General features: G+C 67.2%; 15 protein-coding genes. 5 read left to right on the top strand and 10 right to left on the bottom strand.

What is annotated here, in order from left to right:
• Positions 1–241 precede the first annotated feature (241 nt).
• From D575_RS0102010 to D575_RS0101990, 5 genes are all read right to left on the bottom strand, one after another.
• Entirely contained in the window at positions 242–2722 is a 2481-nt protein-coding gene (locus D575_RS0102010) for an EAL domain-containing protein (protein ID WP_018144241.1), read from the bottom strand.
• 171 nt (positions 2723–2893) lie between these two features.
• Entirely contained in the window at positions 2894–3277 is a 384-nt protein-coding gene (locus tag D575_RS0102005) for a hypothetical protein (protein WP_018144240.1), read from the bottom strand.
• Between the two features lie 206 nt (positions 3278–3483).
• Entirely contained in the window at positions 3484–4509 is a 1026-nt protein-coding gene (locus D575_RS0102000; RefSeq protein WP_018144239.1) for a sensor domain-containing diguanylate cyclase, read from the bottom strand.
• 55 nt (positions 4510–4564) lie between these two features.
• Complete coding sequence (locus D575_RS0101995) at positions 4565–5350, bottom strand: hypothetical protein (protein ID WP_018144238.1); 786 nt, start codon at positions 5348–5350, stop codon at positions 4565–4567.
• Between the two features lie 7 nt (positions 5351–5357).
• A complete protein-coding gene (locus D575_RS0101990; RefSeq protein WP_018144237.1) occupies positions 5358–6914 on the bottom strand; it encodes an EAL domain-containing protein in 1557 nt (518 codons plus the stop codon).
• A 199-nt stretch (positions 6915–7113) separates the two neighbouring features.
• On the opposite strand from D575_RS0101990, the gene D575_RS0101985 reads away from it, so the two are divergent.
• Positions 7114–7293: a hypothetical protein gene (locus tag D575_RS0101985; protein WP_018144236.1), complete on the top strand. Its 180-nt coding sequence runs from the start codon at positions 7114–7116 to the stop codon at positions 7291–7293.
• Here the strand turns inward: D575_RS0101985 and D575_RS0101980 are convergent.
• Both D575_RS0101980 and D575_RS0101975 read right to left on the bottom strand, forming a co-directional pair.
• Positions 7273–8229 carry a pentapeptide repeat-containing protein gene (locus D575_RS0101980; protein ID WP_018144235.1) on the bottom strand — a complete coding sequence of 319 codons (957 nt, stop codon included), beginning with the start codon at positions 8227–8229 and terminating at the stop codon, positions 7273–7275. The genes D575_RS0101985 and D575_RS0101980 overlap by 21 nt on opposite strands.
• An 85-nt stretch (positions 8230–8314) precedes the next feature.
• Positions 8315–9241 (bottom strand): patatin-like phospholipase family protein, encoded by a 927-nt coding sequence (locus D575_RS0101975; RefSeq protein WP_018144234.1) that lies wholly within the window; start codon positions 9239–9241, stop codon positions 8315–8317.
• A gap of 149 nt (positions 9242–9390) precedes the next feature.
• Here D575_RS0101975 and D575_RS0101970 point away from each other — a divergent pair, with 149 nt between their 5' ends.
• The 3 genes from D575_RS0101970 to trxC all read left to right on the top strand — a co-directional run bounded on the left by D575_RS0101970 (position 9391) and on the right by trxC (position 11391).
• Positions 9391–9966, top strand: a complete 576-nt coding sequence (locus tag D575_RS0101970; RefSeq protein WP_018144233.1) for a hypothetical protein — start codon at positions 9391–9393, stop codon at positions 9964–9966.
• 38 nt (positions 9967–10004) lie between these two features.
• Entirely contained in the window at positions 10005–10880 is an 876-nt protein-coding gene (locus tag D575_RS0101965; protein ID WP_018144232.1) for a cupin-like domain-containing protein, read from the top strand.
• Positions 10881–10956: 76 nt separating this feature from the next.
• On the top strand, positions 10957–11391 hold the full coding sequence (gene trxC, locus D575_RS0101960) for a thioredoxin TrxC (RefSeq protein WP_026182010.1): 435 nt from the start codon (positions 10957–10959) through the stop codon (positions 11389–11391).
• A 58-nt stretch (positions 11392–11449) separates the two neighbouring features.
• Here the strand turns inward: trxC and D575_RS0101955 are convergent, their stop codons facing one another.
• The gene (locus tag D575_RS0101955; protein ID WP_018144230.1) at positions 11450–11806 is read right to left on the bottom strand and encodes a hypothetical protein; all 357 of its coding nucleotides are present in this window, start codon (positions 11804–11806) and stop codon (positions 11450–11452) included.
• Positions 11807–11858: 52 nt separating this feature from the next.
• Positions 11859–12851, bottom strand: coding sequence for an MDR family oxidoreductase (locus D575_RS0101950; protein WP_018144229.1), 993 nt, complete (start codon positions 12849–12851; stop codon positions 11859–11861).
• A 172-nt stretch (positions 12852–13023) separates the two neighbouring features.
• On the opposite strand from D575_RS0101950, the gene D575_RS0101945 reads away from it, so the two are divergent.
• Entirely contained in the window at positions 13024–14460 is a 1437-nt protein-coding gene (locus tag D575_RS0101945) for a diguanylate cyclase (RefSeq protein WP_018144228.1), read from the top strand.
• 15 nt (positions 14461–14475) lie between these two features.
• Here the strand turns inward: D575_RS0101945 and D575_RS0101940 are convergent, their stop codons facing one another.
• Entirely contained in the window at positions 14476–14799 is a 324-nt protein-coding gene (locus tag D575_RS0101940) for a hypothetical protein (RefSeq protein ID WP_018144227.1), read from the bottom strand.
• Between the last annotated feature and the right edge of the window lie 88 nt (positions 14800–14887).

Genomic DNA, 14887 nt, shown 5'->3' with positions numbered 1-14887 from the left:
CTACCCGCAAGCGGTGCAACGCAGGATCGGGGAACCTGGGGTACCAACCCCACAAGCGATTGAATGCAGGGGCTCGGCCGCTTTTGCGTGGGAACGGCGTTGCGGTTCCCTTGTGCAGAATGACTGCACGGCAGTCACCGCGCCTTGTTCGCAGGCAAAAGCGACTCGAGCGCGAGCGCGTACATTAATCAGTGTTTCCCGAGGGTGTTCCGACCGTGCGGGTCGCGTGGACCGGGCTGATTCAGGCGCTGCGGCCCGGGTGCGCTGCGGCGGACGAAGCGGGCTCGGCGAGCATCTGTTGGCAGTCGGCGGCTGGCTGCGGGCGGGCAAACAGGAAGCCCTGCAGGGTCTGGCAACCGGCCTCCTGCAGGAAGGCTTGCTGCGCCTCGGTCTCCACGCCCTCGGCGACGGATTCGAGGCCCAGGTTATCCGCGAGGCTGAGGATGGTGCGCACGATGGCGCCCGCGCTTGACTCGGTCTCCAGGTCCGCGACGAAGCAGCGATCGATCTTCAGCACATCCAGCGGAAAACGGCGCAGATAGGCCAGCGATGAATACCCGGTGCCGAAGTCGTCCAGGGCTACGCGCACCCCGCGCTCGCGAAATTGCCCCAAGGTGCGGATGACCTGGTCGGTATCGGCCATCAGCATGCTCTCGGTGACCTCCAGCTCCAGGGCGTCCGCACTCAGCTGGGTGTGTTCCAATACCCGGTCGATGCTGTGCGCCATCTGGCGATCCCGAAACTGGGGAGCGGCCAGATTGACGGACACGCGGACCGGTGGCAGCCCGGCCTGATGCCAGGCCCGACACTGACGGCAGGCCTCGGTCAGTATCCACTGGCCCAGTTCGACGATCAGCCCGGTCTCTTCGAGGATCGGGATGAAGGCGCCCGGCGAATGCACCGTGCCGGCACCATCCTCCCAGCGCAGCAGGGCCTCGACGCCGACGATACGGCCATCGCCGGCCGCCACCCGCGGCTGGTAGTGGAGGAAGAACCCTTCCTGGTGATCGACCGCGCGCCGCAGTTGGCCCTCCAGCGAGACGCGTGTCCGCACGTCGTTGTTGAGCTCGCCGGAACAGAACTGGATGGCATTGCCCTCGGTGCGCTTGGCCTGGTGCATCGCGGATTCGGCGCGGCGCATCAGGTCGGACGCATCCTGGGTGTCGTGGGGATACACGGCGACCCCGACGGAACCGGGCACATAGAGCTCGTGCTCGCCAGCCTTGATGATCTGGCGCAGCGGCTCCAGCAGGCGGGTGACGGCGCCGGCGACCGAGCCGGGAGACTCCACCGGGAGCAGGGCGCCGAACTCGTCGCCGCCCAGGCGTGCCAGCACGCCACCGACCGGCAGACGGTTTTCCAGACGCCGGGCCACATGTTGCAGGACCTCGTCGCCGGTGGCCTGGCCCATGCCTTCGTTGACGCTCTTGAAGCGATCCAGGCCGATATGGGCCAGCACCAGTGGACGCCCCAGGCGCTCGGCATCGGCGACGGCCTGGTCGGCGCGTTCGGCAAAGCGGGTTCGGTTGGGCAGGCCGGTGAGGGCGTCGTGGTAGGTGATGAAATGGAGGTGGCGCTCCGCCTCGCGCCGTTCGGTGATGTCGTGCACCACGCCGGCCATGCGTTGGGGTCGGCCCTGGGTATCGAAGTCCACGCTCCCGCGCTGGTAGACGATGCGGACGGAGCCGTCGGGGCGGACGATGCGGTGCTCGATGTCGTATTCCGGTCCTCCGGGGGTGAGGGCATCGTCGACCGCGCGCTGCACGCGCTCGCGGTCGTCCGGGTGCACCGCCTGCATGAATGCCTCGTGGGTCGCACCCCATTGGTCGTATTCGAGGCCGAAGATGCGGAATACCTCGCTGGACCAGCGGATGCCCCCGGCGTCGAAGTCCGAGATCCAGTTGCCCAGATGGGCGATCTGCTGCGCCTCCTGCAGTTCCGCCTCGCGCTGTTCCAGCGCCTCGCGCGCCGCGCGACGCTCGGTGATGTCCTGGAACGAGACCACGGCGCCGGTAACACGGTTGCGGGCATCGAACAGCGGGGCGGCGTTGATCAGTACCGGGAACCCGTGTCCCGCGCGGCTCCAGAAATACTCCTCGCAGGCCTGCAACGGCTCGCCGGTGCGCAAGACTCTGTAGACCGGGCATTCCGTGGCGGGGAAGGCTCGGCCGTCGGGCCGGCTGTGGTGCGACAGTTCGTGCGAATTGTGGCTCAGGGCCTCGTCTTCGCTGGCGAACCCGAGCAGTTCGCAGGCCGCGGGGTTGAGGAAGGTGTAGTTGCCATCGGCGTCGATGCCGAAGACGCCCTCGGCCAGGCTCCCCAGCAGGTTCTCGCGCAGGAGTTCGCCCTGCTTGCGGTCCGTGACGTCGATTCCGAGGGTCTGAAAATGGGTGATCTCGGCGGCTTCGTTGAAGAAGGCGCGGCTGGTCCAGCGGATCCAGCGGTCGGCCCCGTCGCCGCGGCGCACCGGGTTCTCGATGGTGCGCACGGGCGCGTCGGGGGTATAGCGCAGCAGGTCGGCACGGTTCTCGGGCTGCCGCTCTTCGGGGAGGTCATGGATCCAGCGGTGCCCGAGCAGGCTGCCGGCGGGCGCCGCGAAGTATTCGTGGGCCGCCCGGTTGGCATAGAAGATGGTGGTGTCGGGTCGATAACAGATGATGATGAAGGGGTGGTTTTCCACCAGGTCCTCGTACTGGACCTTCACCCCGGACGAATTGCTCATGCATTTCCCCTGTCGGACGCGTCCTGCTGGCCCCTTCCACCCGAACGCGTTGTCCCGAGTCTGTCAGGGGAATTCTGAAGGCGCAAACCGTATTCAAGAGGCAGATTTCAGGGGCGGTCAAGCGGCGTCAACGCGGCGCCGTTCAGTGGGGCGCGAGTACGGGCGGAGATGTTAGCGCGGGCGTTCGCGGGAATCGAGTTGATCCAGCGGGTCGTGGGCGTCCTCGCGCTGGCGGACGCGTTGTTCGTGTGTCCGGGGGTCGGTAAGGGAGGGATCCGCCTGCACGTTTCGCACGACCAGGAAGGTCCATACCGTCGCAAACACCCACAGGAACAGACCGATTGCCAGCGGGAAGCCGCCGTAGCCGGAGATGCCGGCCAGGCCGGTCAGCAGGGCATAGGCGATCGACACAAGGGCGGCCGCCCAGGCAATGGCGATCGGCGCGGCGCAGCTGTGGGCGGCGGCGCCGTAGCGGTACGCCGCCACCGGTGGCAACACGATGCCGATAAAACGGTAGAGCGCAGGTTCCCGCGCGGGTTGATGCAGGCTGGTCATGTCGATCCCTCTCTCCGGGGTGCCGCTTTCCCCGGAGTCTGGTCCGAATCCGGGATGTTTTCCACGTGGCCCGGCGCCCGCTGCGCGAGGACTGGACGTGGATCACGGCCCTGGCGCTCGGCCCGGCCGCGAATGGACTGCGTTCCGGCCCCTGCGCGGGCGCGGTCCGGTTGCTATCCGTTCAGATCACCGGCGATGGGGATGGTTCAGGGCCTGGGTTTGGCGGTGTCGGCCGCGGCAATGGCGACCCGGTCGCGCCCGCCGCGCTTGGCCTGGTACAGGGCGCGGTCCGCGGCCTCGACCACCTGCGTGGCGTCGCGGGTCTCGTTGGGGGTGAGGCAGCCGACCCCGGCGCTGGCGGTCAGTGTGGGGGCCACGCGGGAACTCGCGTGCGGGATCGCCTCCTCGCGGATGCGCTGCAGGCAGCGCTCGGCCAGCGCGTGGGCCGCGTCGATATCGGTGTCCGGCAGGATCAGTACGAACTCCTCCCCGCCCAGGCGTGCCAGCAGGTCCTGTTCGCGGCCGACGACGCCGGCGAGGCAGGTGGCGATCCGCTGCAGGCAGCCGTCGCCGGCCGGGTGGCCGTAGCGGTCGTTGTATTCCTTGAAATGGTCGATATCGAGCATGATGGCGGAGAGCGGGCGCTGGTCGCGCCGGGCGTGGGCCCACTCGCGTTCGAGTACGAGGTCGAACTGTCGACGGTTGGCGATGCCGGTGAGCGAGTCGCGGTAGGACAGGGCCTCCAGTTCGGACTTCAGGCGCAGCAGTTCTTCTTCCTGTTGCTTGCGCTCGCTGATGTCGAACATGAAACCGACCAGGGCCTCGACTTCGCCGTTTTTGCGCATTACGTGGACGACGTCGCGGATCCAGATGTAGTGCCCATCCCGTGTCAGGGCGCGGTAGTCCGCCTCGTGGTCGACCCCGGACTGCGACTGGGTGACGCAGAAGTTGACGACCGATTCGCGATCGTCCGGGTGCATGCGCTCCACCCAGTCGTCGATGCTGACCCAGCTCTCCGGTGTCCAGCCCAGCAACGCCTCGATCTGCGGGCCGATATAGGTGAAGCGCATGGTGGCCCAGTCGATCCTCCACGGGATGGCGCGGGTGGATTCCAGCAGCGTGCGATAGACGGTGCTGTCCGGTTCCATCTCGGGGTGCGTGGTGGGCGATTCGATGCCCGGTCCCGGGGCCGTCCCTGTGTTCTCCGGCTGGTCGGCTGCGGTCGCGTTCATGGCGAATCAAGTCCTTCTTCGGGGCGCAGGCGGTATTGCGTGGTGGTTGGATTGATCAGCTGGCGGCGAGGGGCTGGATCAGCAGCTCGATCTGCGGGGAGAACGCCTCGCTGCCGAGCGTCCTGGCCGGCGTGGTGGTGCCGAAGACGCGCAGGACCAGGCGTTCGGGGGCGACCCCGGCGTTCTCCAGGCGGCGGCCCGCCGCCATCGCATCGTCCTCCGTGCCCTCCGATGAGGTGTCGGATGCGTCCATGCCGTGTCCATGCGCGATGACGGTCACCAGGCTGGCACCAAACTCGTCGAGCAGCCGGCCGATGGTATCCAGTGCGCGGGCCTGGTCCGCACCTTCCGGCAGGGTCACGCGGATACCCGAATCCTGATGATCGATCGCGCTGGCCTGTCCGGACAACTCCTGGCGCAGGCGGGCCCCCAGGACGTCCATGTAGTAGCCCAGGCGGCCGGGGTCCAGGGTTTCGTGACCCTGTTCCCTCAGGAAGACGCGTCGTTCGCTTTCGGCACTGGACGAGCGGGCGATGTGCAGGCCCGGTGACGGTTCGGTGGGTTCCGGCGAGTGGGTTTCCGTCTCCGTATCCGTATCCGTATCCGTATTCGTACCTGCGGCCGTGTCCGTGTCCGGATTCGTTTCGGGCTGGCTATCGGTGCCTGCGGGTGGCGCCGTATCGGTTTCCGGCGCCGCGGGTTCGGAGGCGGGGCGGTCGCCAGTGGGAGGCGGTGCATCCTGCTCCACCGGCAACAGGGCACAGCCCGAGGCCATCGCGAACAGTAACAGGGGGAGCGCCAGGATGCGGCCCGAGCGACGGGTGTTCGAAGATTGGAACATGGTCTCCTCAGTGTTGGCGGCACCAGTCGAGGAAGGCCTCGGCGGACAGGGGACGGCTGAAGTGGTAGCCCTGTCCGCCTTCCACGCCCTGCGCGCGCAACCATTCCACCTGGTGGGCCGATTCGATGCCCTCGGCGACGATCTGCAGATTGAGCGAGCGGGCCATCTCGATGATGTGGCCGATGACCTGGCTGGTCACCGCTTCGTGGGCGATGGCATCGGCAAAGGTCTTGTCGATTTTTAGTGTATCGAGTTCGAAGCGTTCCAGGTAGGCAAGGCTCGAATATCCGGTACCAAAGTCGTCGATGGCGATGTGGTGGCCGCGCCGGCGCAGTTCCCGCAGGCGGGCGCGTATGGCGTCTTCGTTGAGCAGGGAGCGTTCGGTCAGCTCCAGCTTGATCGCGGAGGGTGCGACACCTGCCTCGCGCAGGGCCTTGCGCAGCGCATCCCCGAAGCGGTCGGAGGCCAGGTCGTGGCCGGTAATGTTGAGGTTGATGGTCTGCTCGGGATGCGCCCGCAGGTTGTCGCCCAGATCGCGGAGGATCGCGCGCAGGATCGCCAGGGTCAGATCGGTGGCCTGCCCGGTGTCCTCGGCGAGCGGCACAAAGACATCCGGGCGGATGGTCTCGTCGCCCTCGCGATGCCAGCGGGCCAGGGCCTCGGCACCCCGGCAATGGCCGTCCGCGAGGTCGACGATGGGCTGGTACTCGACACTCAGGCGCTCGTTGGCAATGGCCTCGCGCAGCTCGCTGGCCAGGCTCAGGTGGCGGCGCAGGTAATGCAGGACCAGGAGTAGCCAGAGGGTCACCAAGAGCAGCCCGAAGATGCCCGCCACGATCAGGGTGGAAAGGTAGCGATCCCAGAAGGCCGCCAGCGGCTGCGCGGCAATGATGTCGACCGGGAAGATCGTGTCCAGCGAGAAGCGGCTGACGATGCGCCCCTGGGCGCGGTCGACGCTCAGGCCAATGGGGGTGGTGTCGGGTGATGGCAGGTCGGCGTCAGCGGGATAGCGGCTCATGGGAAGGCCTTCGACCCACAGGCCGACCCGTTGCTTGTCCAGCATGCCGGGACGGATCAGCAGGCGCGGGTCGATCGCGACATCATGCTGGCCGAAGCGCATCAGGAACAGCTCCACACCGCCCACGGCGGTGTCCGCGCTCGGCCACCAGGCGACCACGCCGGTGTCGTAGATGCGGCTGGCACGCGGTGGTGTGAGGGCCTCGCCCTGGACAAACCCCGCACCGCACTGGCGTTCGGCCGCGCGCCAGTACCCGATGGCACGCACATGAGGCCGGGCGATGGCCGCGTCCTGAAGGCGTTCCAGGTGCTCCGGGGAGCAGGGCTCCAGGTCCAGCTGGTTGAGGCTGTCCAGCAGTTCGCGGGCGTCTACCAGCGCGGCTTCGGTCTGTTCGCCCAGACGCTGGGAGAGTTCGGCCAGGCGCTTCTCCTCGGCGACCACGGATTCCTGCCACAGAAACCAGGCCAGGGCGGCGAGCGGCAGCAGGATGCCGAGCAGGGTCGCGGCGGAGACCGAGAGCAGGACCTTGTCGCGTCGGGTGACCATATTCACCAGGGGCCGGGATCGAACGGATCGAGAGTAGCACGGGGCGCAGCTCAGGCCCGTACCCGCAATCCCACGGAGATTCGGCAACGTCTATGGTCAGAATGAGGAGTCCGTGTCGGGAGGTGTTGCCATGAACCAGGATCGGGAAGAGGGCGGAGATGGGGGCGCGACGATGTCGCACGAAACATCCGGAACGCGAATGCCGCAGGCCGTGCGCAGCCGGATCAGCATGCATGACGGTGTCACCGATTGGTGCGACTGCTGTTCCTGCGAGGCCGAGCCGTACTGGGCGGAGGTGGCGGAGGAGCTGGGAATCGATCCGGATGCGGGCGTGGCACGTGGAGGGCGCGCCCGCGGGTCAGTCGCAGCTCCCGACTGAGTCACGGGCGCAGATGCGGCCGTCGGTCCAGATGCTGCGGCTTAGGTAAGCAGCATCCAGCCGGGCACCGGAGAGGTCGGCATCGGTCAGGTTGGCGTGGGCGAGATTGGCATTCTCGAGGTTGGCATCGACCAGGCGAGCCTGGATCAGGTCCGCGCCGGTCAGGTTGGCGCCAGCGAGATTCGCGCCCTCCAGTCCGGCCAGGGCGAGGTCCGCGAAACGCAGATCCGCGTCGGTCAGCCGGGCACCATGCAGGCGCGCCCCGGCCAGGCGGGTGCTGTGAAGTGACGCGCCCGTCAGGTCGGCATCGCGCAGGTCGGCGCCGGCCTTGTCACAGTAGTTCCAGTTGACCCCGGGCCCCGCGGCCTGTTCGCAGTTGGGCCCCGGGTCGCGCTCGAAGGCAATCCCGAAGGCGAGCAGCAGGCCGACGGCCAGGGTGACTGCAAGGCCACCCGCGATCCAGGGCCGCGGCCCGCGGACCCACTGACTCCAGGGCGGCGCTGGCCGTTCCAGGATCTCGGCCCATTGTTGGCGATGGGAGATCATCGCGGGCGATTCGGGACAACGGCGGTCCCCCTTGCGGCGCTCGCGGATCTCGGCGGGCGGGTTGTCGTCGCGCCGTTCCCGCCGGCGTTCGTCCTCGCGCAGGCGGGCCTGGTTCAGGCGTTCGCGGCCCTCCGGGGTGTGGGCGTTCTGCAACTCTTCGGGGATCAGGTGAGGGCGCTGGTCGATGCGCCACCAGGTCTCGCGGTCGAGGCTGACCTGGTCATCCGGGCGCAGCCGGCCCAGGATCAGGAAGCGGCTGATCGAGCGCTGAGGGTAGGGCCCGCAGACCTGATCATCGCGTCGGGTAAACCACAGCTCATGGCGTCCGTCGCCGGTTCCCGGGGGCGGATCTTTTGCATCTGGCCGGGGATCGGGGTTATCGCTGGTCACGGTTCTTGCAGGCTCCCCTTGGCACCGCGTCCGTTACGGTGGATGCCGCGAGTATAGGGCATGAAACCGGGCTTCTGGGCACGGATTACCGGCTGGGGGCCGGGGGCTGGATGCCCCAGGTATCGAGCTGGTCGCGGAGTTCCCCGGCGGCGGGCTCCGCCTTCTCCAGGATTTCGTCGATCCGGTTGAAGTGCAGCAACCGGATGCCACCAGTATCCGGTACCAGGTAGAGATCCGGCGGGTCGAGGCGGGTCATGTGGCGGATGATGGAGCCCTGCATGATGCTGAAGCTCTTGAACAGCAGGTCGGTGATGCCGATCTCCTCGGTGGCGTTCGGCGAGCCATTGCCGGACACGTCCACGGCGATCACGTAGTCGTATTCGCCCTGCAGCAGATCATAGGGCAGCGGATTGGAGGCTCCGCCGTCGATCAGGGTCTGGCCGTCGTCGTGCCGGACCGGTTCGAACAGGCCGGGCACTGCCATGCTTGCCTCGATCGCCAGGAACAGGTCGCCCTGGTCGATCACCACGCTCTCGCCGGTGCGAAAGTCGGTGGCGACCACGGCGAAGGGGATGCGCAGGTCGTCGAAGTCGCGCGCCTCGGTGTGCTCGGCGAGGAAACGCAGGAACTCGCCCGAATCGAACAGGGCATTGCGGCCCAGGCGCAGGGGGACAAGGTCCAGCAGCTTGATCTCGGAGCGCGCCAGCCCGGTCAGGGCATCAAGCTCGGATCCGGAAAAGTCGTCGAACAGGTCGAAGATCTCGTCGGCATCGAGCCCCGCGGCGTACAGGCCGCCGATCACGGCGCCGATGCTGGTGCCGGTGATGCGGTCGGGCAGGACCCCCCGGTCGTCGAACACCTGCAGCATGGCGATATGCGCCAGTCCCCCGGCCCCGCCCGAGCCCAGCGCCAGGCCAATGGTGGGGGCGGGCGGTTCAGCGGTGTCCGCAGCCAGTGCGACCGGGGCGGTGGCCAGGAACAGGGCAAGGAAAAGGAACGACAGCCGTCTCATGGGGCGATGCGCTTCCGGGGCGTGGGGGTGTCATGCTGCTACCCTGAGCCCGAATGCACGGACGGGCAAGCAGAGGGTCGCGCATGCGGGTCACAACAGGGAGTGGCGAGAGGGTCCCCCGCGCCTTCAAGTGGAGCTATCTCGCCTTCGTGCTGGTGCTGGTTCCGGTGTATGCCGTGGTGCACGGCTGGTTCAATTTCCTCTGGTTTTCCAACGTGGCGTTACTGGGCGGGCTGCTGGCGGCCTGGCTGGAGAGTCGCCGGATCGCGAGCATGATGCTGGTGGCCGTGGTGCTTCTGGAGCTGGGCTGGGTGCTGGATTTCCTGCTGAGCATGGCGGTCTGGGGCTGGGCCCCGCTGGGAGCTGTGCACTACATGTTCAACCCCGAGATCCCGCTGTTCGTGCGCCTGCTGTCGCTTTACCATCTGCCGCTTCCGTTCGTGCTGATCTGGATGGTCTGGCGTCTCGGGTATGACCCCCGTGCCTGGCGTTACATGGTGGTGCTGGGCTGGGTCATCCTGTTGCTGACCTTCGCGCTCGCGGATGCCGACAACAACGTGAACTGGGTGCTGGGTCCGGTTGGGCAGGTGCAGGAGTGGATGCACCCTGTGGCATGGCTCGCGGTGGTCATGGCGGTATGTTCCGGGGTGTGGTGGCTGACGCATCTGCTGTCTGCCTGGCTGTTGCCGCAGCGCAGCATCGCGCGCTGCGGGCGGGCTTGGTAGGCTGACGGGCTTCCCCGAGCAAGGAAACGGGAGCGGAAATGATCGAGACTACGCCGGTAGCGCGGGTCGGGCTTGTCGAACCGGACACGTTCCTGCGGCAGTACAAGGCGGTCGCGCAACCGGTGATCCTGGAGGAGCTGACCCGAGAGTGGCCGGCACGGGAGCGCTGGACACCCGACTATTTTCGCGAGGTCGCCGGGGATGCCGTGGTGCCGCTGTACGACAGCCGGCCCGCGCGCGACAACGAGCATCAGCACGCCGCGTCCCTGTACATGCCGCTGGCGGAGTATCTGGACCTTCTGGAAGGGGGCGAGCGCGATCTGCGCCTGTTCTTCTTCAACCTGTTTGCCGCCCGGCCGACGCTGGCGCGCGACTTCGAGTTTCCCGACATCGGTTTGCGACTGTTCCGCAAGCTGCCCGTGCTGTTCATGGGCGGCAAGGACGCGCGTGTGCAGATGCACTTCGACATCGACCGCCCGGATATCCTGTTGTGCCACTTTGGCGGGCCGAAACGCGTACTGCTGGTCGCTCCCGAGTACACGCCGTACATGTATCACGTGCCTTTCTCGTTCAGTGCGCTGGCCTCGGTGGACTTCGAGGATCCCGACTACCAGCGCCATCCGGCGCTGCGGCATGTGCAGGGCCACCTGGCCGAATTGCACCACGGGGACGTGCTCTATATCCCGCCGGGGTTCTGGCACTACGTGCTGTATGACGACATCGGCTTTTCCATGGCACTGCGGGCGTTTCCGCGTGACCTGCCGAATGTCGCGCGGATGCTGAGCAACCTGCTGGTGACGCGGACCATCGAGGGCACCATGCGCAAACTGGTCGGGCAATCCTGGAACGACCGCAACGAACGCCGCGCGGTGGAACGCACCGAACACTTTCTCGCCCGGCATCCTGCGGCCTGATGGATCCATGCACGCGCTCGCGGAGTAAGATCAGGGTGCTGGCCTTTTCTTCTTCTGCCTGGAACGAGGTGCTGCTGTGAGTGAAGCCCTGCACGTGGTCTGTCCGCATTGTGACGCGGTGAATCGAATCCCTGCGACACGGCTGGGTGCCGGCCCGAAGTGTGGCCAGTGTCATCGGTCGTTGTTCGGCCAGGATCCGCTGGAACTGACCGCCACGAACTTCCTCCGCCACCTCGAGCGCAATGATATCCCGCTGTTGGTGGACTTCTGGGCGCCGTGGTGCGGCCCCTGCAAGATGATGGCTCCGCAGTTCCGCCAGGCCGCGGCGGATCTCGAGCCGACCGTGCGGCTGGCGAAGGTGAATACCGAGGCGGAGCCGGAGCTGGGCCGGCGGTTTGCGATCCGCAGTATCCCGACCCTGGCGCTGTTCCGCGGCGGACGCGAAGTGGCGCGCCAGGCGGGCGCGATGGGGGCGGCGGATATCGTGCGCTGGACCCAGAGCCAGGTTTAGCCGGGCAAAGGTGGCTTCGTCGCGGTCGTCAGCACCGTAGGATGCCGACGGTAATCAATCAGCGGCTGCCCAGTTCGCGCCAGGCCTCGTGGCCGCAGCTCATGCAGTGGTATTGCGCCTCGAAATGCCCCGGCTGGTTCGCACGTTCCCGGATCGTACCGTCCTGGAAGGTGAAGCTGCGCAGGGTGCAGCGCGGGCATTTTTCGACCGGGTCGCGGGGCGCACGTGGCTCGCTGGCCGCAGGCGTGTGGGTGCCATCGGTCCTGTCGGCGGCGTCCTCGATTGCCTGATTGAGCTCCCGGGTCAACTCGGCCGTGACCCGGTGGGCGGCCTCTGTGGTGTCCTCGCGGGCCATGGCCTCCAGCTCGGCCAAGCGGTCACGGATGTGCTTTAGACGGGTTTCGAGTTCGGTCACGGGCGCCTCCAGGGTGGTATGCCCAGCATAGTCGGTTCGCGTTCGACGGGGGTTAATCCAGCCGGACTACTGTACGGCCGCGGATCTGGCCCTTCAGGATCGACTCGCCGTAGTCCGGCAGGTCTTCCAGGCCGATCTCGCGGGTGATGGCGTCAAGATCATCCCCGGGGAGCAGCGCCGCCAGGCGCTCCCAGGTGCCCCGCCGCCGCTCGGCGGGGCACCGGACCGAGTCGATCCCCAGCAGGTTAATCCCGCGCAGCAGGAACGGCAGGACCGTGGTCTGGAGCTGCGCGCCGCCGGCCAGGCCACAGGCGGCCACCGAACGTCCGTACGCCATCCCGGCGAGTACATGGGCCAGCATGTCGCCGCCGACCGTGTCCACACAGCCCGCCCAGCGTTCGCCCAGCAGCGGCTTGGCCGGCGCGTTGGCCAGCGCCTCGCGAGCCACGATGGTGCTGGCGCCCAGTTGGTGCAGGTAGTTGGCGTTCTCCGGGCGTCCGGTCACGGCGGTGACCGTGTAGCCCAGGCGTGCCAGGAGGCGCACGGCGATGCTGCCCACGCCGCCGGAGGCACCGGTGACCAGAACCTCGCCGGTGCTCGGTTGCAATCCGTGGTCTTCCAGGGCCTGCACCGCCAGCATGGCGGTAAAGCCGGCGGTGCCCGCGGCCATCGCCTGGCGCGCGCTGTAGCCGGGCGGCTGAGCGATCAGCCAGTCGCCGCGGACGCGCGCGCGCTGGGCGTAACCGCCCCAGTGGGCCTCGCCGACACGGTAGCCGGTCAGCACGACGGGATCGCCCGGGCGGTAGCGCGGGTCCGCCGATTCGAGCACGGTCCCGGCCAGGTCGATGCCCGGTACGTGGGGATAATCCCGCACCAGGTTGCCCAGCCCCTGCAGGATCATGCCGTCCTTGTAGTTGAGCCCCGAATAGTGAACCTGGAGCAGGACCTCGCCCGCGGGCAGGTCGTCGAGGGTGAGTGTCCGGATCGTGGCCACCGGGCCGTCGAGCTGCTGTTCCAGGAGCAGGGCCTTGAAGGATTCGGTCATGCGAATCAGCGTCTCGTCAGGGAATGCAACGGCAGCCTAACAAACGGCCGTCTTTTCTGGCGCGAAGGGCGGGGAATGTTGCTAACCTCATTGAGATGGGCGAACGGGATTGCGCATGTTCGCCGGGCGGCGTTGCGCCACGCGCCGATTGTTTCCCGTTGCGAGGATCATCATGGCGGCAGACCCCTCCGGGTGTTTCCATTCACAGATCATTGAATACGCCCCGGTCTGGGTGAATACCCTGGATCCCGAGGGGCGGGTGACGCTGTGGAATCGGGCGGCGGAACGGATCAGTGGCTATAGCCGCGAGGAAGTTGTGGGGCACGCGAGTGTTTGGGAATGGCTTTTCCCCGACCCGGACTATCGCGTAGCGGTCTACGCCGAGGGGCAGGCCATCATTCACGAAGGCCGCGAGATCGCGGGCCTGGAGTCCACCATCCGCACCCGTAGTGGCGAACAGCGCACGCTGTCCTGGTATGCCCAGCGGTTTTTCGATGCCGAGGGCACGCTGCTTGGGGCCAGCGTGATGGGCGAGGACATCACCGAGCGCAAGCAACTGGAACTCAGGGCACAGCACCAGTACCGGTTGCAGGAGGTGGTCTCGGCGATCTCCGCGCAGTTTGCGGACCTGTCGGCGGACGCGGTGGACGCGGCCGTTGTGCAGGCCCTGCAACGTCTGGGCGAGTTCTTCCGGATGGGGCGAGCCTACGTGATCTGTTTTCGCCCGGACCATGAGACGATGGACCTGGTGAGCGAGTGGTGCGCGCCCGGGGTCGCCCCCTTCCTCGACGAGATGCAAGGGATACCCATGGAGGCGCATGGTTGGGTGACCCGCCAGATTCGGCAGGGACACCCGGTGCACGTCCCCGATGTGGGTGCGCTCCCCGAGGCTGCGGTGGTGGAGCAGGCCGAGTTCCGGCGCCAGGATATCGAGTCCCTGTTGCTCATCCCGTTGATCAGTGATCAGAAGGCCTTCGGGCTCTTGGGCCTTGATTCGGTGGCCCGGCACTACGAGTGGAGCCCCGAACAGATCGCCGTGCTGCAGGTGGTAGCCGATATCATCGCCGGCACCTTCGCGCGCAAGGAGGTGGAGGCGGAGCTGGCACGCCAGGCGCGGGTAGACGGCCTGACCGGCCTGGCCAACCGGCGCGAATTCGATGCCGTGCTGGAGCGCGAGTGCGGTTCGCGGCGCGAGGTGAACCTGGCGCTGTTGATGATCGATATAGACCACTTCAAGCCGTACAACGACCGCTTTGGCCACCAGCGTGGGGATGACTGCCTGCGCCAGGTCGCGGAGGTATTGCGCGCCGCGGCACACCGGCCCACCGATCTGGTGGCGCGTTATGGCGGCGAGGAGTTTGCCTGCATCCTGCCGGACACCACCCTGGAGGGTGCGCGGGCGGTCGCCGAGCGGGTGCGCCGCAAGGTCGAGTCGTTGCAGCTGGGCCACCCGGATAACGTGACGGATGCGGTGACGGTCAGTATCGGGGTATCCGCGGTCGACGGGGGACGATCCGTGGCGCCGGAGGATCTTCTGGGGGAGGCGGACCGGCAGCTTTACCGCGCCAAGCGCGAGGGACGCAACCGGGTCTGCGCGGCGGGGCTCTGATTACCCCCGCCGGGGTTATTCTGCGCCGGCGGCGCGCGTCGGGCGTTCGCGCGGATCGGCGGAGCGGGCATCTTCGCGCTCAAGCAGGGTGACGACCGGGACCGACTCGCTGTCTTCGTTCACCAGCTGATCGCCTTCCATCCACGGTGGCGGCAGCTGCGGACGCATGTCCTGGACCTGGGCGAAATTCGGGAACTCCACCTTGGAGAACAGTTCCGCGGCGGATTCCTGCGCTTGCGGGTTTTGCAGGGTCAGCACGAAGCCGGTGGCCAGCACCAGCAGGGAAAACTGGAAGCGCTGATCGCTGTAGGTGGAACGTGAACGCAGCAGGTCGAGCATTGGATGGTCTCTCGGGAGTCTTGCCTGCATAGACAGTACGCCCGGACGAGGGTTTCCATCAAGCAGGCCCGGTGCGGAGCGGGACTTT

It is taken from the genome of Thioalkalivibrio sp. AKL6, assembly GCF_000376905.1.
Classification (GTDB): domain Bacteria; phylum Pseudomonadota; class Gammaproteobacteria; order Ectothiorhodospirales; family Ectothiorhodospiraceae; genus Thioalkalivibrio; species Thioalkalivibrio versutus.
The sequence above is the reverse complement of the archived record's forward strand: the minus strand, read 5'-3'. Positions and strand labels throughout refer to the sequence as shown.

What these genes read in the sequence shown, in the direction of transcription:
- D575_RS0102010 (WP_018144241.1), bottom strand. Translation starts at nt 2,722, where the DNA reads ATGAGCAATTCGTCCGGGGTGAAGGTCCAGTACGAGGACCTGGTGGAA.
- D575_RS0102005 (WP_018144240.1), bottom strand. Translation starts at nt 3,277, where the DNA reads ATGACCAGCCTGCATCAACCCGCGCGGGAACCTGCGCTCTACCGTTTT.
- D575_RS0102000 (WP_018144239.1), bottom strand. Translation starts at nt 4,509, where the DNA reads ATGAACGCGACCGCAGCCGACCAGCCGGAGAACACAGGGACGGCCCCG.
- D575_RS0101995 (WP_018144238.1), bottom strand. Translation starts at nt 5,350, where the DNA reads ATGTTCCAATCTTCGAACACCCGTCGCTCGGGCCGCATCCTGGCGCTC.
- D575_RS0101990 (WP_018144237.1), bottom strand. Translation starts at nt 6,914, where the DNA reads ATGGTCACCCGACGCGACAAGGTCCTGCTCTCGGTCTCCGCCGCGACC.
- D575_RS0101985 (WP_018144236.1), top strand. Translation starts at nt 7,114, where the DNA reads ATGCCGCAGGCCGTGCGCAGCCGGATCAGCATGCATGACGGTGTCACC.
- D575_RS0101975 (WP_018144234.1), bottom strand. Translation starts at nt 9,241, where the DNA reads ATGAGACGGCTGTCGTTCCTTTTCCTTGCCCTGTTCCTGGCCACCGCC.
- D575_RS0101965 (WP_018144232.1), top strand. Translation starts at nt 10,005, where the DNA reads ATGATCGAGACTACGCCGGTAGCGCGGGTCGGGCTTGTCGAACCGGAC.
- D575_RS0101950 (WP_018144229.1), bottom strand. Translation starts at nt 12,851, where the DNA reads ATGACCGAATCCTTCAAGGCCCTGCTCCTGGAACAGCAGCTCGACGGC.
- D575_RS0101945 (WP_018144228.1), top strand. Translation starts at nt 13,024, where the DNA reads ATGGCGGCAGACCCCTCCGGGTGTTTCCATTCACAGATCATTGAATAC.
- D575_RS0101940 (WP_018144227.1), bottom strand. Translation starts at nt 14,799, where the DNA reads ATGCTCGACCTGCTGCGTTCACGTTCCACCTACAGCGATCAGCGCTTC.